Here is a 19,583-nt window from a genome sequence, read left to right as displayed (position 1 = left end):
TTACTGTCCGTATCTACGCTTCCTTACCACCTGCCAAACAACGCCTACCAGTCCAACCAACGCCAAAGGACCCAACAGGTTTAGGGCCTGCCAGCCCGTACGGTTTTCATCGACGCGAATTTTGTCCAGGGGGCGAAGCGTTACGGTGCGGGCGCGGGCCGCAATAACGCCGTTTGGATCGACCAAGTAATCAATCGCATTCAAGGCAAAATCTTTATTGGCGAACGTGTTGCGCGTGTAGCGGTCGAAACCTAACGGGTAAGGTACGTTTCGTTTAAAATCAACATCGTTGACAATCAAATCACCGTCTGAGCAGACCAGCACCCGCGAAGCCTGACCCGAAGCCTGAAAACCATTCGCGCGCGGATCGCCCGGCAAAATGCGATTGGTAAACAGCGACTGAAACTTGCCTTCGAGCAGACAGCCGACAATGCGTACGCCATCGTTGTAGGTTTTGGGGTCGGGTTGCTGCCGTGCTTCGGTGTACGAGATCAGCGTCGGCGTTTTTAAGACTTTGGTGTATTGTGAAGTCAGCAGGAGCGGGGTTTTCTGAATACCAGCTGCCCGTACGGTGTCTAGCGTGCTCACAAACCGGCCCAATACTGCGTCGAGGTTCCGTACGATGGGATTGCCGCTCGTTCCGAAGTTATTGAGCAACGGGTAGAACCGCCAGGGAACCAGTTGGATGTTTGGCTTATCGCCCATGTTGCCCACGTTAAGCGGAATCGGGGCGCAATAAAAATCTTTGACCACATCCCGATTAAGACGAACGCCCCACCGAAAAAACAGGTCGTCGAGGCCGAGGTTTATTGGCTGGGCGTAGGTGCCTTCGTTGCTTACACTGTCTACCCGCTGACCGTCCACGAAAAACAAAGCGCGTCCTCCTTTGACGACATACTGGTCGAGCTTGAAGATTTCGTCTTCCGAAAAAGGACGGTCCGGTTTTGGCACCAGTACCGCATCCAGACCCTCGATTGGGCCCGGTTTGGTCATGTCGATAAAAAAGAGGTCGTAATTCTCCTGGACCGATGCCAGCAGGTCGGCAAAGCGGGAAGGAGGGACCTGCGTATGCCCGTACAGTAAACCCACGCGCCGACGATTTTCTTTGGTCTGAGTCAGCTTCCGAATAGCCGACGCCAGTTGAAATTCAACGCCTTCGTACGACTGATTCAGCTGTTCTTCTTTCGACGCGGCTTTGTTTCCTTTCAGCAACAACACACCGGTTTCCTTGCCTTTGTACGAGATGATAACACCCGGAAAAATAAGTTTTTCGGTCCGCTTTCCGCCTTCGTTAGCTACCAAATTGGTCGGCAACAAACCCCGTTGTTGAAGCTTGTCAATAAGTTTATTTTTCGCATCAACGTTGGTAAGTTGATCCGGGTCGATCAGGCGATACGTGATTTTACTACCGTTGTCAGCCAATCCGCGCTGCGCCTGAAATTCGTCCAGCGTTTCGCGAATTGCATTTTCGAGTCGTTTGAATGCCGGTGGTAAATCACCCGTCAGGTACACATCGACATGCACATCATCGGGCAGGTCAGCCAGCAGACTCTGGGTGGCCTCGGATAGGGTATACCGTTTTTCCTGAGTTAGATCGAGCCGAAAAAAAACGAATGCCGATAAGATATTAACAGCGACGAGGGCCGCAATAATAAGAAGCGTGCGCAAAGAAGCGGATTTCATACGGTGCTATAACGAGCAACGGGCCCTATAAATTCTTTAGCTGGGCGTGCCGATAGAAGGTAAACGTTAATTCAGTCGATTGGTCGGGAGGGTGCGTAGGATTTCCTGGGCGTCCATCTGAGCCGTAGACGTGTTGTCGAGCATTGTAGGCGTAATCCCCAACTCTCTCATTAGCCGGTATTGTCTTGCTTCCAGAAACGTCAGCCGTGAAAGCACCTGATTCAGTCGGGTAATATGCGTTTCCTGCTGGGCCTGGAGAAAAGCGACCTGCCGTTCTAGTTCATCAATTCGCTCGTGGTCAGTCATAATGAGAGATGATTTACGGTCAATTTTACATCAAAATAGGTAAAAAATGAAGTAACGACATTTATTTTTCTGCCTCGACGCAACCCTTTTTTCAATCGCTCCGTATTGGCGAATGAACCGGTTCAACTGTCTTATTTTTTTTACTTTCTAATGCAGTTGACACAATGAAATCATTCGTCTATAACAGTCGCCTGTTGGCCATAGCGGCATTCATGATGGTAGCACTTGTTCGTTGTAAAAGCGATGAAAACCCGACTACCGCGACCGACGTTGCGCTGGCGACGACATCGCTGGGAAACGTGCTGACCGGTGAGGGGGGTAAAACACTTTATTTTTTTGCGCCTGACGTAGCCGGTGACGCTACCTGTTCGGGAGGCTGCAAAGAGGTTTGGCCCGTGTTCTATAAAGAAACGCCAACCGTTGCCAACGGGCTGCGCACAAGCGATTTTGCTACCATCACCCGCGCCGACGGCGAAAAGCAAACGACCTACAAAGGCTGGCCGCTTTATTATTATCAGAAAGACGCAAAAGCGGGCGACGTAGCGGGGGAAAATGTTGGTAATGTGTGGATGGTCGCCAAACCCAATTACAAAGTAATGATTGCGTCACGGCAGTTGATGGGTAATGATGGCAAAAACTACACATTCGACACCAAAGAAGGGACTGGAAATTCGCTGTTTTTAACGGATAGTCTGGGTCGTACACTCTACGCCTTCGCCAGCGATAAGAACAATAAAAACAATTATACCAGAACGGATCTGAGTAATAATGCCACCTGGCCGATTTTTGAAACATCAGCGACAATTGGCGATATTCCGTCCGCTCTCAACCGATCTGATTTTACGACGATTACGGCGGTTGGGAAAACACAGCTGACGTACAAAGGCTGGCCGCTTTATTATTTTGGAGCCGATCAGGGACAGCGGGGTAGCACCAAAGGCGTCAGTGTACCGAGACCGGGTGTTTGGCCGGTGGTTAACACAACAACGGCGGTGGCACCGAACTGATTCGATATTGAATGGTAGATAATAACCTATTAACTAGCGTGTAAACGTTGTCCAACGCGTCAAACATATCCGCTTTACCTGATCTGCTGGCGGGTTGCCTTCGCAACCATCGACGCAGCCAGGAGCTGCTTTACCGGCAGTTTTATGGCTATGCTATGAGCGTTTGTCTACGGTATTCACCAACCCGTGAGGGTGCACTGGAGGTGCTGAACGATGGATTTTTGAAGGTGTTTACCCGCCTGGAACAGTACGAGCCGACGCAGCCGTTTAAGGGCTGGCTCCGGCGAATTATGATCAACACAGCAGTCGATCACTATCGGCAGGAAGTACGGCATTTTTACCACGAGGCTGTTGAACAGGCGGAGCAGGTTGTGCCTACAGAAGCGCCTGATGCATATAGTCAACTGGCTCAGGAAGAACTAATGAACCTGATTCAGCGGCTGTCGCCAGCCTACCGATTGGTTTTTAACCTGTACGTGATCGACGGATTTACGCACGAGGAGATTGCGGCTCAGTTAGGGATATCCGCCGGAGCATCGAAGTCAAATCTGGCTCGTGCGCGGGAAAACCTGCGCCAATTATTGAAGCAGTTAAATAACGATGAGTATGCAAGAGCTAACCGATGACCAATTGGACGGACTCTTCAGAAAGTCGGCTGAAGAGTTTGATGCACCGTTTGACCCGGCAGCCTGGGAGGGCCTGAAAGACCAGCTGGATGAGCGTGACCGGACGGCCTTCTGGAAAAAATGGCTGCCCTGGGGGATACCGCTGTTGCTGCTATTGCTGACGGGTGGAGGCTGGTACGCGTACAAGAACGTTGAGCGTCCTGCGGTTTCTCAGTCGGTCGTGCCGCCTGCTGGTCGGGAGAGTGCATCGTCGATTACGAAGGCAAAGCAGCCGGACGCTGTTGCGACTCGATCCACGAAAACAGAGTCGATAGGAACGAAGCGGACACAAGCTGCCGTGCCTGCTACCGCTACGGAACCCGCGCCGGTAGCCATAACCAGCGCGACCACCGGACGGGTTATAGCTGATAAGCCGGTAAAGAAAGTAAGTAAAAATACGGAGAGAGTTGCAACGGAGCGTACGGTAACGGCGTATAGGGAAAAACCGGCTTTAGGTGGTAAAAAACTGATAGCGGGTACGACTATGCGGTCAGAACCTTCGACGACGACGGCGGATGCTTTCGGACGACGACTTCGTAAGACAAGAAGAAAAACGAATTCCACACCAGGTAGTACGTTTGTTGATCGGTATGGTCGTGGTGTTGCAGCAACAACTGCAACACCGGACTATCCAGCGAAAGCTGCGGTCTCATTGGGTGAGCGAAGGGCAAAGAAATCGATCGAAGAAGCCTCGTTAAAGAATTCCAATGCAACCGGTAGTCCATCAATTAATGAGGGTAATGCGCCAACACCAGCGACTTTGCCAACAATCGCGGAGTTAGCGATTCGTCCGGGTAAATGGTCTAAGTTGCCCGAAAGTATGGATCGGGAAGTAGCTTACAATCAACCTTACAAGGCTGTGTCAGTGCCGAATAGTGCACCAGTGCGTGGGCTAAGCGTCCGACTGGCTGTAGCGCCTGATTTGAGTGCGATAGGGCTACACAACTTTTCGCGGCCGGGTACGAATGTTGGGATGCTGCTGGAATACCGGATTGCGTCGCGGTGGAGCGTTCAGGCGGGGGTTATTAGAAGCACAAAGGTGTATGGCGCTACGCCTGACCAGTACAACACGGAGATGGTTTGGCCGAAATGGAACGTCCAGCCAGTGGGTGTCGATGGGGTTTGTACGCTACTCGATATCCCTGTTAATGTTCGTTTTGACATCGCCTTACGCCCGCGTCAGGATAACCGGCTGCCGCCAAGCCGTTGGTTTGTGAGTGGTGGGGTAACGTCCTACGTCATGTTGCAGGAGGATTACACCTACAAATACCCCTCTCGTACGTACAACCAGCCGACAAAAATAAGTACCCGTACTGGCGGGTACGGGTTCAGTCAGCTAAACCTGTCGGTAGGCTACGAACGGGCTTTGAGTCGTCGGTTATCGTGGCAGGTAGAACCGTTTATAAAAGCGCCCGTAAAAGGGGTTGGAGCGTATAAGATCAATCTGTTGAGTACCGGGGCTTTCCTGTCGTTGCGGTACAAGCTTTAGTCTTTCCGAGTAACCAAAAGGGGCAGCGTGCGTCGCTTGATCGAATCAGTGTAGCTACATTAAATAACTTATAATCAGATGAAAATGAATTCAGTAGACAAGCAAATGAATCGTGGTGAATTTTTGCGTGATCTCGGCATGAGCAGCGCGGCTCTGATGGCTTTTTACTGCATGGGCACCCTGACGGCCTGTTCGAGTAAAAGCGATGATCCGTCGCCATCCACTGGTGGTACGGGAACCACGCCTAGCTCGGGAATAACGGGCAATGCAAACACAGGTTCCGGTGCCATCAATTTCAAACTCGACCTGACCGACTCGAATTTCAGTAAGCTCAAAACAGCCGGTCAATACGTCATTGTAGGAAGTGTTATCGTGGCTAAAATAAAAAATGGCTCCGTGGTTGCGCTGTCGAAAGCCTGCACGCACCAGGGAACCGACGTACAATACCGCTCCGGCCAGGACGACATGTACTGCCCTAATCACGGCTCGGAATTTAGTACAACCGGTGCCGTAGAAGTAGGACCGGCGACTAGTCCACTAACTCAGTATAAAACGGCGCTGAGCACGGATGGGAGCACCTTAACCGTGACGGCCTAACTACTTTTTCTTTTCTTCCGATGAAATACATTCTGTTACTAACACTTCTGTGGGCTGGAATCGGTTCCGTACGGGCGCAGGATTCAACGGCGGTCAAGACAAGTGCAGCGACCGATACCGTACCGGCAAAAAACAATGAGGCTGATGCCTTGCTGGCGGGTCTGACGGATTCGACGGAGTCACAACCTTTGCTGCCCCGAAAGATGATTTTTACGCAGCGCGCATTCTGGGGACCCAAAGGGCTGTTGCGGGTTATGAATGTGGCTCCGCTAACGGCTGAAGGACGCGCCCGTGAGTTGAAAATTCGTCGGACGATGCTGGTTACCCACCAGATAGGCGGATTTGTGACACTGGCCGGATTTATTGCGCAAGGCTTACTGGGTGCTAAGCTGTACAACGCGAGGGGGCAGGAGTACGTCGATACAAAGATCTGGCACCAGCGCTCGGCTACGTTTATCAACATTGCGTACGGCACGACACTGGCCCTATCGCTAACGTCTCCACCGCCGGTAGTTGGCGCTAAGCCCGGCTTTACGTCGATCAAGCTGCACAAATACCTGGCTATTGTTCACCTGACGGGTATGATTGCTACTAACGTACTGGCGCACATGATCGACCAGCACCCTGATCTGAAACCAGTTCACCGGGCGGTAGCCTATGGTACCTTCGGCGCTTACGCGGCTTCGGTTATATCACTTACTTTCTGACGTGATCCAGGTACTTATTTAATTCTTTTACGCGTATGAACTACCTTATTACACGTGGCTACGTGCTAGCTACCCTGCTGCTTTGTGCCTTTGTGAACCCAATGGCGAAGCGTAAACTGATCGCTGATAAAGCACTGTCGACAGTTACGTACGCGGCCAAGCATCCCCTGCACAAGTGGGAAGGGGTTAGCCACGATGTCAACTGTGCGGTAATCTACAATGACGAAACAAAGCAGCCCGAAAGTGTGGCCGTTTCGATGAAGGTGTCCTCGTTTGACAGTAACAACAACAACCGCGATTCGCACGCGATGGAAGTACTCGATGGACTGAAATACCCAAATGTTACGTTTACGAGTTCTGATATTTCGGTGGGCGAAAGCGGAGCACTGACGGCGAATGGAAAGCTGACCTTCCACGGAGTTACGAAGCCGGTTACGTTACGAACGATCCGACGGGATGCGAACGGTAAAATGACGCTTACGGGCGAATTCCCGGTAAACATGAGCGACTACAACATCGAGCGGCCATCCTTGATGGGCATGAAAACCGACGATGATATGGCACTTCGGTTCAACGTCGTGTTCACTCTATAGGCGTCGTGCGGGTGTTTGCCGTAATGCGTAGCGTAACGAACATTCTGGTAGGTTAGCTGGAAGCTTGTATATTTATGCAAAAGATTGGTCGCATAAATAATCAGGAATAATGTCCATAACCTCTTACGCTGAATTTATTGGGATAAAAAAAATAAGCGACGCTGTTGGAACAACGCTGCGTAAGATGCGGGAATATGCCCAGCCGGGTATGTCTACCAAAGAGCTTGACGAATACGGTCGGTCTGTCCTCGAAGAGTGGGGTGCTAGATCAGCTCCTAAGCTGACGTACAATTTTCCGGGTTGGACCTGCATCAGTGTCAATCATGAAATCTGCCACGGGATTCCATCGGCTTTAACCATTCTCAAAGAAGGTGATCTGGTTAATATAGACGTGTCGGCGGAACTTGACGGATTCTGGGCCGACAACGGCGGGTCGTTTGTGCTGGGAGCCGACGTTCACAATCACAAACCGCTGATCGATGCGTCAAAACGCATTCTGACTAAAGCGTTGGACAACATAAAAGGCGGGGTGAAGATTGCCGAGATCGGTCGTCTTATCGAAACCGAAGCCAGAAAATCCGGCTATCGGGTAATTCGGAACCTGGCTGGTCACGGTGTTGGCCGGAGTTTGCACGAGGAGCCAAAGGAAATCTTGTGCTGCTACGACCGCTCGGTTACGGGGCGCTTCAAAAAGAATTCGGTTGTCGCCATTGAAACGTTTATATCCACCAAAGCGACGTACGCCCAGGATAAAGGCGACGGGTGGACGCTGGTTGGTAAAGGCGGTGGTTTTGTGGCGCAGCACGAACATACCATTGTCGTGACGGATGGCAAGCCAATCATTCTTACGGAAGCGAATCTACTCTGATATAAGCAACGAGCTGACAGACGTATCTGTCAGCTCGTTTGCTCTTTAGGCCGTAAACCCGGTTGAGACCGTAAGCTCCTTCCATTGTTCCAGTTCCTGCTGAACGGCATTTAGCTTCGTACGCGCTAAATCGTATGCGTCCTGACCCAGGAACAAATGCAAGGGGGGATTAGGCTCGGTTGTTATGCGAATCATGGCTGCTGCGGCCTTTTCCGGGTCACCCGGCTGATTGCCGTTCATCTCCTGCTGGTGAAATTGCTGCGATTCCCGAACCTCTTTGTACGCATCGATCTGATTTTTGGGTAAACCCATTGAATCTGACGTTAGGAAGTTCGTTCTGAAATAACCCGGCTCGACAATCGTGACGTGAACGCCAAACGCTTTGACTTCGGCGGCCAGCGATTCCGAGAAGCCTTCCACCGCGAATTTGGTTGCGCAGTAAATCCCCCAGCCCGGAAAGCTGCCAAAAAAACCACCAACCGACGAGATATTCAGAATATGACCGGCCTTTTGTTTTCTCAGCTGAGGCATTGCCTGCCGGATGACGTTGAGTGAGCCAAAAACATTAATATCGAAATTATTGCGCGATTCCTCGTCGGTCAATTCTTCCAAACTACCTGATAGGCCATAACCCGCGTTGTTAACGACGACATCCAGGCCACCCAGCGTTTGAATCGTTGCCTCAATCGCCCGCTGTACACTGCTCTCGTCGGTGAGATTGACCTGTAGGGGCAGAAAGGAAGACGTTGTCGTACCGACCGCATCCAAAAGCTCCTGCTGGTTGCGAGATGTGGCGGCTACGGCATGACCCTGTTCCAACAGTTGTTTCACCAACACCAGGCCGAGACCTTTTGACGCGCCTGTCACAAACCATACTTTTTTTGTTGCTGTATCCATCGAATAAATTCGTTTATAATACGGGACAAAACTTAGGCAACTAGCTGTTAATCAGTGGGAACTAGTTAGGTATATTGTCCTGCTTTTGTACAGCACAAAAGTAGATCAGCGCGACAGCTTGATGCTTGCCCAAAACAAACGGATGCTTGCAAAAATCAAACAATTGCACGTTGACAAGCGCTACTGTCCTGTCTGCGGTTGCCAACGTGCAAATATGAAGATGGTTTTGTAGAGGTAAATCGGTTTGTTTCGGCCATGTAGCCCGATTGCATGATTCAAGCGTTGGAAGTAAATGATTAACCGGTGAAAATTACGATAGATCGGTTTTGCGGTAGTGTCGGTTTCTTAAAACCAACGCGGTCCGGTTCTCAAACCGGACCCCATGACTTCAAACAGACTTTTGCTTAGCGTAATAAGCATTGCTATAGAAAACGCAAATTAACTAACCGCGACCCGTGACCGATTCAAACCACGGCGGGCCAGAACAGCACTGATAAGAATCAACACGGAGCCTAGTAGGAATGGGGCTCCCGGAAGGTAAACAGGAGCATTGGCCGACGTGAAGTACGAAAACAGGTTCGTCATAATAAACGGACCGAAAATCGACGTTGTGCTGGTTAGGCTCGTTAAAGCCCCCTGAAGCTCGCCCTGTTCATTATCAGGAACCTGATTGGAAATGATGCCTTGAACAGATGGCCCGGCAATACCGCCCATGGCATACACCGCCATGAAAGCAAACATCATCCAGCTTTGGTTGGCAAGGGCAAACAAGGCAAACCCAATAGCACTGAACAGCATCCCCACGTACACAGAGCGCTGCTGGCCTAGCTTAGGAATGATAATTCGACTTAGCCCACCCTGTACGATCGCGAACGATACGCCAATCGCGGCCAGGGATAAGCCGACCGTTTTTTCATCCCACTTGAATTTTTCCATCGTGTAGAATGTCCAGGTACCTTGTACGGCAAATCCGGCGATGTAAATCAACACCAGCGATGCAACCAAACCCAGAATAACGGGATACTTTCCCAACCGCATCAGCGAGCTTATGGGATTAGCGCGTCGCCATTCGAACGGTCGGCGCTTTTCGGGAGCCAGCGATTCTGGAAGGATAAAAAAGCCGTACAAGAAATTAAGCAGGGTCAACCCGGCTGACACGAAAAAAGGTACGCGTGGACCAAACTGCCCCAGGAAACCACCGAGTGCCGGACCCAGGATGAAACCGACGCCAAAAGCTGCGCCAACCAATCCAAAATTCTGCGCTCGTTTTTCGGGTGGACTAATATCGGCAATGTAAGCCGTGGCCGTGGTAAAACTGGCTCCGGTAATACCCGCGACGATTCGCCCCAAAAACAACCAGCCAATAGTAGGAGCAAAGCCTTGCAGAATATAATCAAGACCGAAGCCAAAGAGCGAGAACAGCAGCACAGGCCGACGGCCAAAACGGTCGCTCAGTCCGCCGAGAACCGGAGAGAAAAGAAACTGCACCAGGGCGTAAGAGGATGTAAGCAATCCACCCCAATGGGCTGCCTGACTGATGTTGCCGTGAATAAGTTGCTCAATCAGTTTTGGAAAAACAGGGATGATAATACCCAGTCCCGTTACGTCGATGAGAAGCGTGATGAAAATAAAGACGAGGGCTGGCGCTGTGCGGTTTCTCATGAGCAAAAAAAATTGAGGAGTTCGTTAGCCGTTGTCCGGGTTAAATCGGATGCTGGCTGAACGAACTCCTCAATTCTGAAAACTAAGCGTATGTATTCAACATAACTGGCATTACCAGCATCAGGATGTCCTCGTTTTCTTCCCGATCAGCCGGAATAAGCAATCCAGCCCGGTTTGGTGCTGACAGCTCCAGCGAAATCATTTTAGCGCTGAGGTTGCTCAACACTTCGGCCATCAGTTTGGCGTTGAAGCCAATTTCCATCGAATCGCCATCGTATTCGCACAGAAGCTTTTCGTTCGCTTCGTTCGAGTAATCCAGATCTTCGGCAGAGATCGTCAGCGAGTTGGCCTTGAGCGACAGCCGAATCTGGTGCGTTGTCCGGTTCGCGTAGATCATGATTCGCTTCAACGAATTTAACAGATCGGTCCGACCGATGGTCATCACGTTCGGATTATTCGTCGGGATCGCGTTTTCGTAATCCGGGAATCGCTCGTCGATCAACCGGCAGATCAGTTGCGTAGTCGGATGGCCGTTGCCACCAAACGTAAACGATGCATTCGCCTGGCTGAATTCTGCCGTAACAGGAACGTTGTCGGGCAACGATGCTTTCAGCAGTTGCAGTGCTTTGCGGGGAACAATGGTCGAGGTGCTGGCCGACGCGCCCAGATCAGTCCGACGGTAGCGGATAAGCCGGTGTCCATCCGTAGCCACGAACGTTGCGTTGTCAGGACTGAGTTGCAGATAAACCCCCGTCATTGCCGGGCGAAGATCGTCGGTGCTGGTCGCGAAGACCGTGTTGTTGATCGCACCCAGCAGTACATCGGACGGAATTTCGACCGACATGTTTTTGCTGACCGTTGGTAGTTTCGGGAAGTCAATCGGGTTTTCGCCCGAAAGCTTATAGCGTCCATTATCCGTCAGGATTTCGGTACCAAACGTCTCGGTATCGATATTGACCGTTACGGGCTGTTCCGGAAGGCTACGGAGCGTATCGAGCAGCAACTTAGCTGGAATCGCAATGGCCCCGTTCTCCGATGACTCAACCGGAATCTGCGTTGTCATGGTTGTTTGCAGGTCCGAAGCCGTTATGGTCAGCGTGCCGTCTTCAATACGGAACAGGAAATTTTCGAGGATCGGCACAATCGGGTTGGTCGCCACGACGCCGTTAATATTCTGAAGGTTTTTTAGCAGTACGGACGAAGAAACGATAAATTTCATTGGCCAATCGTTTAAGACTGTTTGTAATTAGATATAAGAACAAAAGTACAAAAAATATAGACTCTGGGGCGGGTTTTTGTCAACGGTAAGTAAAGAACCTTTCCACGCAGAAGGGTTGTTGCAGAGAAAAAGAAACAAGGTCTGAAATATACTGTTGTCGGTGTTTCTGGCTTATACAGAACGACTGCAAGGACTCGTTCGTCCTTGGCAAACAGGACTATAAATAAACGAAAATGGAGACTGAAATCATCAATCGCGTTGCCAACAGCGGTCTTGTCACGCTCGACCTGGAAGACTATTATCATCCCGGCGAACGGGTTGTGTATGACTTGAAAGATAACCTGTATATGGGACTGATTTTAAAGGAAAAAGACTTTCGAGCGTTCCTCAAAGAACACGACTGGACCCAATACGCTGGAAAGAACGTGGCCGTCACCTGCACAGAAGATGCCATTGTGCCGACCTGGGCGTATATGCTGCTGACAATTCAGCTTCAGCCTTACGCGAATATGATCGTCTTTGGTTCGCTGACTGACCTGGAGGACAAGCTTTACTTCGATGCTATCGCCCGCATTAACCCGGCTGATTACGAAGGAGTGCGTGTTGTCGTGAAAGGATGCTCGAAAGTTCCGGTGCCGACGGCGGCTTACGTAGAAATAACGCGTGTGTTACGACCTGTGGCTCAGAGCCTGCTTTTTGGTGAGCCTTGTAGCACAGTTCCCCTGTACAAACGCCCGAAAGCCTAGCAGTACGTAGCGTTATCGTGAAAAGTAATCTTATCGCTTAAGTATATTTTGTTGTTGTAAAAAGTTACTTGTCTGCTTGTTTAGGGAAGTCATTTCTTTACATTTGTCTTTGATAGCCAACGGGTTTTTGGCGGTTATCAGGCTTGTTTGCCCACCGACTTTGTAACGATAAGATACCTACCATGAAGCAGTTCCTGCCTGCCCAGGCTGAATACTTACTAGGCCGACCGGTTATTCAGTTCGACGATACCGTTGTCAATAAACAAGTTCTTGGACGAGTCGTACTGATAACTGGCGCAGCAGGGTCAATTGGCAGCGAACTGGTACGGCAACTCCTGTGTCATAAGCCCCGGCAAATTGTGCTGCTCGATCAGGCTGAATCGGCTTTGTACGACCTATTGGTCAGGCTCAGTAGCGAACCAGGGAGCGGTGGCCTACTAACGGGTCATATTGCCGATATAACCGACTTAGTACGGATGCGGCACGTGTTCGCCAGATACCAGCCCGATATTGTCTTTCATACGGCGGCTTACAAACATGTGCCCTTGATGGAAGAGCACCCTTACGAAGCTGTCAAGACAAACGTATTGGGTACCAAAGTCGTTGCGGATCTGGCTGTACGCTTTTCGGTGCAAAAATTCGTGCTGATCTCAACCGACAAGGCGGTCAATCCAACCAGCGTAATGGGCGCAACGAAGCGGCTCGCGGAGATGTACGTACAGAGCCTGACTGCTGACTCATCGACCCGTTTCATCATTACCCGCTTCGGCAATGTGCTTGATTCTGCCGGGTCGGTCGTTCCGCTGTTCAAGCGTCAGATTGAAGCAGGTGGGCCGGTAACGGTTACGCATCCCGACATAAGCCGGTACTTCATGACTATACCCGAGGCCTGCCAGCTAGTGCTCGAAGCGGTTGCCTTGGGCTATGGCGGAGAGGTGTTTGTCTTTGACATGGGCCAGCCCGTACGCATTGTCGATCTGGCCTGTCGGCTGGTTCAGTTGTCCGGTTACGAGGTTAATAAAGAGATTAAGCTGCGGTTTACAGGCTTAAGACCCGGTGAGAAACTACATGAGGACTTGCTGAGTGCCGATGCGTGTTGTTTACCGACGGATCATCCCAAGATCAAAAAGGTTCGTTTGTTGCCGGCGGATGCTTCGTTTCTGCAAAAGGCCATTGTCCAGCTCAAACTAGCCCTTTCGGACGCCGACGACACGGCGCTGGTGCGCATTTTGAAGGAGTATATACCCGATTATGTAAGCAAAAATTCACCCTACGCCCATCTGAATGAATCGCTGAACAAGGTCAGCGCGGCCTGATTTTCCAGTATTGAATAAGTGGTAGGGTTGGACAGTCATTCGTCCGTAACTTTGTTCATGCTTGATTTTCGATTAAACGTTTTTTACACCGTTGCCAAGCGGCTCAGTTTTACAAAAGCGGCTGCCGAACTGTATGTGACGCAGCCCGCCGTAACGAAGCACATTCAGGAACTCGAAAACCAGTTTGGTACCGCTCTTTTCGACCGCCGGGGCAATCAGATCAGTCTAACGGCGGCTGGTAGTTTGCTGCTTCGCCACGCCGAAACCATCGTCGCTACGTATCGCCAGCTGGAGTTCGATATGAACGCCCTGAAAGGACAGCCCGGTGGTACGCTTCGGTTGGGAGCCAGCACGACAGTTGCTCAATACGTTATTCCGCCTGTACTCGCCCGTTTTCACGAGTATTCAGCTGATATTTCGATATCGCTACTGAGCGGTAATACCGAGCAGGTTGAACAGCAGTTGCTCAAGAGTGATATTGATTTGGGGCTGGTTGAAGGGCGAACCCACCACAGCGATATTCGCTATACACCCTTTGTGAAAGACGAACTGGTGCTGGTTTGCCGGGCCGATCACCCCCTGGCCGACCGAGACGAGATTACGCTGGATGAGTTAAAGACAGTACCTATTTTGCTGCGCGAACGCGGTTCTGGCTCGCTGGAAGTTATCGAACACGCGCTTCGGGGTGTGGGCCTTCGCCTGACCGATCTGACCGTAGAAATGCAGTTAGGTAGTACCGAAAGCATTAAGTCTTACCTGGGCAGTTCGCGGTGCATGGCTTTTGTATCGATCTTCGCCGTACAGGACAAAGTACGAACCGGCATCCTGAAGGTGCTCGATGTACAAGGGCTTTCCATCCAGCGGGAATTTTATTCAATTCAGCTGCAAGGCGTTACGGAAGGGCTGGCCGATACATTCATGCGCTTCGCCCGGCAGCACTACAAGCGAAACTAATTTATTGGCGGTAGTAAGGCGCAGGACATGGTCTGGTCGATTGACTACATGACCCGGTACAACCAAATCCGCCAGTAGCTTTCCGGCTCATCGAATACCCTGGCCAGCCGTAAATGGTTTGCGGCTGAATTGCGGATGGGCACAGCGGACACAACATAGGCTCCATCCAGTGCCTTGAGCGCATTCGTATTGATTTGAAGGTTCCGAACGGATTGGTTCTGCGTTTTTCCGAACAGGTAGTTCATGCCCAATTCGGCGGTATAAAGGTAAACGCGACAAGCGTAAGCGTCGTAGTACACGCGCATCTGGCGGGTTCCTTTGGCCAACTCGGTCGCGATAATTTTGCGAAACGCGTACTTGTAAGGCAATGGGTAGTTATTCTGATAGCTGTCCAAAGTGTAAAAACCGTTGAACTGGGCCACAGAAGGGTGCATCCCCAAACAAATGACCCGGTAGTCCGCTTGCGGCCGGTTGATGTACTGGCGGATCTGCGCAAATTGCTTTTCGGCGAAAAACGCCCGGAAGGATGGATACTGCGCTTCGGTGACAGAGCCCGTCAGTTTACCGACATTGATACACCACTCTTTATTAGCAACGATCATTAATAAAAGCTGACCGGCCAGAACAAAACGATTCCAGCGTCCGTTGGCCCCGAATTGTCGGAGAGCCAGCGCGAAAAGGCAAAACCAAAGCGTCGGCAGCAGAAAATAAAAACGGTCGAACTGAAATACCCGGAACTTCATACCGAGCGGGCTGTTGCCCAGCCAGACGACGAGGTAATGATAAAAGCCGTGGATCAGGCAGAAAATGCCCGCAACAATCGGTAAGCCTACCAGCCACCAGACCGCCCGGTAATTCCTTCGCCCGTAGGCACGCCAGGCACCGACGCCTGCTACCGCCAGAATACCTACTGTCAGGAAAGCACCCGTATTAAACATCGGCCAGACGAACAGATCGGCACTTCGGCGCAGACTATCCAGGACACGCATGGAGCGTAGTTGCGAATAATCAAACGCAACGCGTTCGGAGACGTAGGTTTGATGGATAAACGCGTAGATTAACTCCCATTCGCTGGCCAGATACGTTACAGAAAGCAACGCTAAACCAATGATATACGGCCAGTTGATCGTCCGCTGGATGGCCATCCCTGCCAGACCGATGCCGCCCAGGACTACGCAGATGAATAGTCCCGCCCAGACAAAGAACGAGTAAAAAGGAAACAGGAGAATAATAAGCCAATCGGTCCAGCGGCTGGTGCGGGTCAGTAAGTTCAGAAAAGCGAACAGAAGCAGCGGTTGTCCACTGACGGATGCGCCATGTACGGTGTAGCACGGCACCAGCGCGAACAGAAAAGCGATGGCTACCCGCGTAAACGCCCAGTGCGGTTCAGGTAAACTATGTTTTCTGAGCAACAGGTACATACCCACGAAGCCAATGATGTGCACCGCTACAAAGTTGACAACCTGCGCGACATACGGCGGTAGGAGCCAGAACGACAGCACTTCCAGATTCAGACCCGTACGGAAGGCCGAACGAGGAATGCCGGTGAATGGGCCGCCACTCATCGCGTTGGGAATAAGCGTGTCCAGGTTGAAGTCGAAAGCAGTACGGGTGATCTTGAGCAGGTACAGGTACAGAAAATCGCTGTCCAGGTTGTCGTGGATCGTTATGTAAGCACCTTCGCCGAGCCAGACATACGGAAGTATATAAAACAGCAACAAGCCAGCCGCGCCAAGCAGGTAGTTTTTTTCGGTAGATAAACGAACAGACGAAGGTGAACGGGAAAACATAGGGCGTTTCACAGGGCCAAATCTGCTTGATCGTTAACAGGAGCAGTTTGGAAAAACAAAATTACTGAAAATAGATGAGAGGGCCGGAATGCGTCAAGCCGTCGGCTTTTCGTAATTTTACCGGTAAACCCAATCATCATGCAAACATATTCTTTGGCAACTTTAGTGGCAGGGGTTCTGCTAACGTCTGCATCCGTGCAGGCACAGACCCGACCCGCTAAACCAGCAACTGCGCGTACTAAGACATCATCAACCACAAACCTTCCCGAATTTTCAATGTCACGGGCGGAAATCGAGGCTCATACGCGATTTTTGGCTTCCGACGAACTGATGGGCCGTCGTACGGGCGAACCGGGTAATCAGGTGGCGGCTCGGTACATCGCTGAACAATTTAGAAAGCTTGGTTTGAAAACCCCTCCCGGCCAGACGGATTACCTTCAGCCAATTAGCTTCGAAAAAGTAAAGGCGGCTACGAGTGGTACGCTGACGTTAGGTAACGATTCGCTTCGGTTAGGCAAAGAATTGGCCGTTATGTCGGGTGGTCCAACCAATGTATCGGGTGAGGTTATCTACGTAGGGTACGGCCTGACCGATGGTGAAGACGGCTACAAAGGACGTGACGTGAAAGGACGGATTGTGGTTGTACAAGGCGGTTCGCCGGAAGCGAAGGGACCGGGTGAAATCTTCCGGGCGTCGGCAGAAAAGCGGAAACTGGCTTCCCAAAAAGGAGCCGCTGCCTTGATCGAACTGTACAGCGAGTCAATTCCGTGGGGATTTGTGAACCAATATTTCAGCCGGGAGCAGATTTCAGTACCCATCGAGGGTAGCAACGGCGCAGCAATGGCTCATGTCTGGGTAAACAACGCCAACAATCAGTACAAGCAACTGAAAGAAGCCGGGCAAACCGTTACGCTACGTACCTCGGGTCGCCCACGGTCGGCTGCGCCATCGGCTAACGTAGCCGGTATTATCGAAGGAACCGATCCAAAGCTAAAGAATGAATATGTCATTCTGTCGGCCCATTTCGACCATGTCGGTGTGGGTAAGCAGGGGGGCAGTGCGTATCAACCCAGCGATAGTATCTTCAACGGAACACGGGACAATGCCTTCGGAACGGTTTCTGTTCTGGAAGCGGCCAAGGCACTCTCGCAGCAGCGGCCTAAGCGCTCCATCCTGGTGCTGGCGTTGACGGGTGAGGAAGTAGGTTTGCTGGGTAGCCGCTACTACGCCGAACATCCACTCGTCCCGCTCAAACAAACCGTTTTTGACCTGAATACCGACGGTGCTGGCTATAACGATACGACGATTGTTTCGGTAATTGGTCTGGAACGCACGGGCGCAAGAGCCGAAATTGAAACGGCGGCTAAAACGTTTGGACTAGGCGTCTTTGCCGAACCCGCTCCCGAACAGGGCCTTTTCGACCGGTCTGACAACGTTAGTTTTGCCGCAAAAGGAATTCCGTCACCAACTTTCTCGCCCGGTTTCAAAGCCTTTGACGAGGCCATTGGCAAGTACTACCATCAGGCTATCGACAACCCCGAATCGCTCGATTACGGCTACGTTCACAAGTTCTGTCAGGCCTTTGCGTACGCGGCTCGTCTGGTCGCCGATCGGCCAACGCGTCCCCAATGGTCGGCGGGCGATAAGTATGAAGCGGCTGGAAAAGCCTTGTATGGGCAATAGTATGGCTGGCTGACTGCTTTTATGCGGGCTGATCTTTTTTGGCCGATCAGCCCGCATAAATACCGTTCGACCCACTGGAAAACTAAACGACTCAACCCTACGTTATTTAACTAATAACAACACTCCGACATGCTGTTTAAATATCTTTTCATCATCACCCTTGTTATTCTGTTTGTGCCACCCGTGCGCCGATTCGTTTTTTATCTGCTCGTTGGCCGGCAATTAGTAAAAGAGCAGAAGCGTCAGAATGACGTTCGGGGTGGTCGCCGTGAAGGTGAAATTCGCGTCGACAGTCGTCCGAAGAAAGAGTCCGATTCGCGCTACAACAGCGGTGAGTACGTTGACTTTGAAGAGGTCAAGTAATTAATATTCTTTCTTGTATTTCACGGCCAGTCCACTCATGACGTAGCCGTTATCGGTTGTCGATGTGTAGTAGGTATATCGGACAGCCACCAACGCGTCTGCGCCTAGTTTTTTAGCCTGTATGGTCAGCCGTGACAGCAATAGTTCTTTCTGTTGTGCATCGTTACCCCGGCTAAGCATTCGTCGGTTGACCAGCTGCCGCTGCGTCACGGGTATTTCTCCTTTCATTTCCAAATCCTGAATCGGATCGAACGGTCGTTCAGGGCGCTGGTTTTCGTAAAACACATCAACGGGGTAGTGATTTTTGTGTTGCAGATAAACCATCGGTTTGAAGCAGCCCGCTGTGGTTAGCAAGAGCGCCAGTAGGAGAAGTTTTTTCATACGTCTTTACGAATCAAGTTTTGCCAGCACCTCAGCTACAACGCGAGGGTAATGAACATGTTCAAGAGCCTGTACTTTTTTGGCAACGTCCTCCGGCGTATCGGTCGGTAATACCGGGCAGCTTGCCTGAAAAATGATTTGTCCTTCGTCGTAGCGTTCGTTTACGTAGTGGATAGTAATCCCTGATTCGGTTTCGTTAGCTGCCACCACCGCTTCGTGTACAAAGTGGCCGTACATACCTTTCCCCCCAAATTTAGGCAGTAAAGCCGGGTGAATGTTGATGATTTTGTCGGGAAAAGCCTGGACCAGTTTACTCGGCATCAGCCACATAAACCCCGCCAATACAATCAGATCGATTGGCTGGTTAAGCAAAATCTCCGTGATCTGATCCGTTTCGTAGAATGTCTTGCGGTCGAATAGCAACACCGGGATGTGGAGTCGTCGCGCCCGGTCGATAACTCCTGCTTTGTGGTTGTTGGAGACGATAAGCGAAACGGTTACGTCGGCATTATCGGCAAAGTAGGTAGCAATCTGTTCCGCGTTGGAGCCGGAGCCGGAAGCAAAGAGGGCAATACGTTTCAAAGTCAGTAGTGATTAGGCGTCGGTCTTTAGTCGGTTGTCGCCTTATAGACAAATTAGTAACGACGAATGACGATT

At 51.1% G+C, this 19,583-nt stretch carries 20 protein-coding genes; 12 read left to right on the top strand and 8 right to left on the bottom strand.

Going from position 1 to position 19,583, the window contains the following annotated elements; all coding sequences use genetic code 11:
- Both gldG and LQ777_RS21575 read right to left on the bottom strand, forming a co-directional pair.
- Nucleotides 1–1,683, bottom strand: a complete 1,683-nt coding sequence (gene gldG, locus LQ777_RS21580; protein WP_232560008.1) for a gliding motility-associated ABC transporter substrate-binding protein GldG — start codon at nt 1,681–1,683, stop codon at nt 1–3.
- 66 nt (nt 1,684–1,749) lie between these two features.
- Nucleotides 1,750–1,989 carry a hypothetical protein gene (locus LQ777_RS21575; RefSeq protein WP_232560007.1) on the bottom strand — a complete coding sequence of 80 codons (240 nt, stop codon included), beginning with the start codon at nt 1,987–1,989 and terminating at the stop codon, nt 1,750–1,752.
- Between the two features lie 164 nt (nt 1,990–2,153).
- Here LQ777_RS21575 and LQ777_RS21570 point away from each other — a divergent pair, with 164 nt between their 5' ends.
- The 7 genes from LQ777_RS21570 (at nt 2,154) to map (ending at nt 7,915) form a co-directional block, all read left to right on the top strand.
- Complete coding sequence (locus tag LQ777_RS21570) at nt 2,154–2,996, top strand: hypothetical protein (RefSeq protein WP_232560006.1); 843 nt, start codon at nt 2,154–2,156, stop codon at nt 2,994–2,996.
- 47 nt (nt 2,997–3,043) lie between these two features.
- The gene (locus LQ777_RS21565) at nt 3,044–3,622 is read left to right on the top strand and encodes an RNA polymerase sigma factor (RefSeq protein ID WP_232560005.1); all 579 of its coding nucleotides are present in this window, start codon (nt 3,044–3,046) and stop codon (nt 3,620–3,622) included.
- Entirely contained in the window at nt 3,603–5,150 is a 1,548-nt protein-coding gene (locus LQ777_RS21560) for a porin family protein (RefSeq protein WP_232560004.1), read from the top strand. The genes LQ777_RS21565 and LQ777_RS21560 overlap by 20 nt, the downstream gene beginning before the upstream one ends.
- Before the next feature lie 78 nt (nt 5,151–5,228).
- The gene (locus LQ777_RS21555; protein WP_232560003.1) at nt 5,229–5,747 is read left to right on the top strand and encodes a QcrA and Rieske domain-containing protein; all 519 of its coding nucleotides are present in this window, start codon (nt 5,229–5,231) and stop codon (nt 5,745–5,747) included.
- Nucleotides 5,748–5,767: 20 nt separating this feature from the next.
- On the top strand, nt 5,768–6,454 hold the full coding sequence (locus LQ777_RS21550) for a hypothetical protein (protein WP_232560002.1): 687 nt from the start codon (nt 5,768–5,770) through the stop codon (nt 6,452–6,454).
- Between the two features lie 35 nt (nt 6,455–6,489).
- On the top strand, nt 6,490–7,047 hold the full coding sequence (locus tag LQ777_RS21545; protein WP_232560001.1) for a YceI family protein: 558 nt from the start codon (nt 6,490–6,492) through the stop codon (nt 7,045–7,047).
- A 109-nt stretch (nt 7,048–7,156) separates the two neighbouring features.
- Nucleotides 7,157–7,915, top strand: coding sequence for a type I methionyl aminopeptidase (gene map / locus LQ777_RS21540; protein ID WP_232560000.1), 759 nt, complete (start codon nt 7,157–7,159; stop codon nt 7,913–7,915).
- A 45-nt stretch (nt 7,916–7,960) separates the two neighbouring features.
- On the opposite strand, the gene LQ777_RS21535 is transcribed toward map, so the two are convergent.
- From LQ777_RS21535 to dnaN, 3 genes are all read right to left on the bottom strand, one after another.
- Nucleotides 7,961–8,812, bottom strand: a complete 852-nt coding sequence (locus tag LQ777_RS21535; protein WP_232559999.1) for an oxidoreductase — start codon at nt 8,810–8,812, stop codon at nt 7,961–7,963.
- 438 nt (nt 8,813–9,250) lie between these two features.
- Nucleotides 9,251–10,474: a TCR/Tet family MFS transporter gene (locus LQ777_RS21530; protein ID WP_232559998.1), complete on the bottom strand. Its 1,224-nt coding sequence runs from the start codon at nt 10,472–10,474 to the stop codon at nt 9,251–9,253.
- 82 nt (nt 10,475–10,556) lie between these two features.
- Nucleotides 10,557–11,693, bottom strand: coding sequence for a DNA polymerase III subunit beta (gene dnaN, locus LQ777_RS21525; protein WP_232559997.1), 1,137 nt, complete (start codon nt 11,691–11,693; stop codon nt 10,557–10,559).
- Nucleotides 11,694–11,926: 233 nt separating this feature from the next.
- Between dnaN and LQ777_RS21520 the strand changes: the two genes are divergently transcribed.
- The 3 genes from LQ777_RS21520 to LQ777_RS21510 all read left to right on the top strand — a co-directional run bounded on the left by LQ777_RS21520 (nt 11,927) and on the right by LQ777_RS21510 (nt 14,709).
- Nucleotides 11,927–12,439, top strand: coding sequence for a DUF2480 family protein (locus tag LQ777_RS21520; RefSeq protein ID WP_232559996.1), 513 nt, complete (start codon nt 11,927–11,929; stop codon nt 12,437–12,439).
- Between the two features lie 182 nt (nt 12,440–12,621).
- Complete coding sequence (locus tag LQ777_RS21515) at nt 12,622–13,755, top strand: UDP-N-acetylglucosamine 4,6-dehydratase family protein (RefSeq protein WP_232559995.1); 1,134 nt, start codon at nt 12,622–12,624, stop codon at nt 13,753–13,755.
- A 57-nt stretch (nt 13,756–13,812) separates the two neighbouring features.
- Nucleotides 13,813–14,709, top strand: coding sequence for a LysR family transcriptional regulator (locus LQ777_RS21510; protein ID WP_232559994.1), 897 nt, complete (start codon nt 13,813–13,815; stop codon nt 14,707–14,709).
- Between the two features lie 44 nt (nt 14,710–14,753).
- Here LQ777_RS21510 and LQ777_RS21505 read toward each other — a convergent pair whose 3' ends face one another.
- Nucleotides 14,754–16,499 (bottom strand): DUF6044 family protein, encoded by a 1,746-nt coding sequence (locus tag LQ777_RS21505; RefSeq protein ID WP_232559993.1) that lies wholly within the window; start codon nt 16,497–16,499, stop codon nt 14,754–14,756.
- Nucleotides 16,500–16,637: 138 nt separating this feature from the next.
- Here LQ777_RS21505 and LQ777_RS21500 point away from each other — a divergent pair, with 138 nt between their 5' ends.
- Together LQ777_RS21500 and LQ777_RS21495 are read left to right on the top strand one after the other, a co-directional pair.
- On the top strand, nt 16,638–18,182 hold the full coding sequence (locus LQ777_RS21500) for a M28 family peptidase (RefSeq protein WP_232559992.1): 1,545 nt from the start codon (nt 16,638–16,640) through the stop codon (nt 18,180–18,182).
- Between the two features lie 129 nt (nt 18,183–18,311).
- Nucleotides 18,312–18,545 carry a DUF4834 family protein gene (locus LQ777_RS21495; protein ID WP_232559991.1) on the top strand — a complete coding sequence of 78 codons (234 nt, stop codon included), beginning with the start codon at nt 18,312–18,314 and terminating at the stop codon, nt 18,543–18,545.
- On the opposite strand, the gene LQ777_RS21490 is transcribed toward LQ777_RS21495, so the two are convergent.
- Together LQ777_RS21490 and purN are read right to left on the bottom strand one after the other, a co-directional pair.
- Nucleotides 18,546–18,926 (bottom strand): YbjQ family protein, encoded by a 381-nt coding sequence (locus LQ777_RS21490; RefSeq protein ID WP_232559990.1) that lies wholly within the window; start codon nt 18,924–18,926, stop codon nt 18,546–18,548.
- A 6-nt stretch (nt 18,927–18,932) separates the two neighbouring features.
- Entirely contained in the window at nt 18,933–19,508 is a 576-nt protein-coding gene (gene purN, locus LQ777_RS21485) for a phosphoribosylglycinamide formyltransferase (RefSeq protein ID WP_232559989.1), read from the bottom strand.
- Between the last annotated feature and the right edge of the window lie 75 nt (nt 19,509–19,583).

This window comes from Spirosoma oryzicola (genome assembly GCF_021233055.1).
GTDB classification, from domain to species: domain Bacteria; phylum Bacteroidota; class Bacteroidia; order Cytophagales; family Spirosomataceae; genus Spirosoma; species Spirosoma oryzicola.
This window is presented reverse-complemented; position numbering and strand designations above follow the sequence as displayed.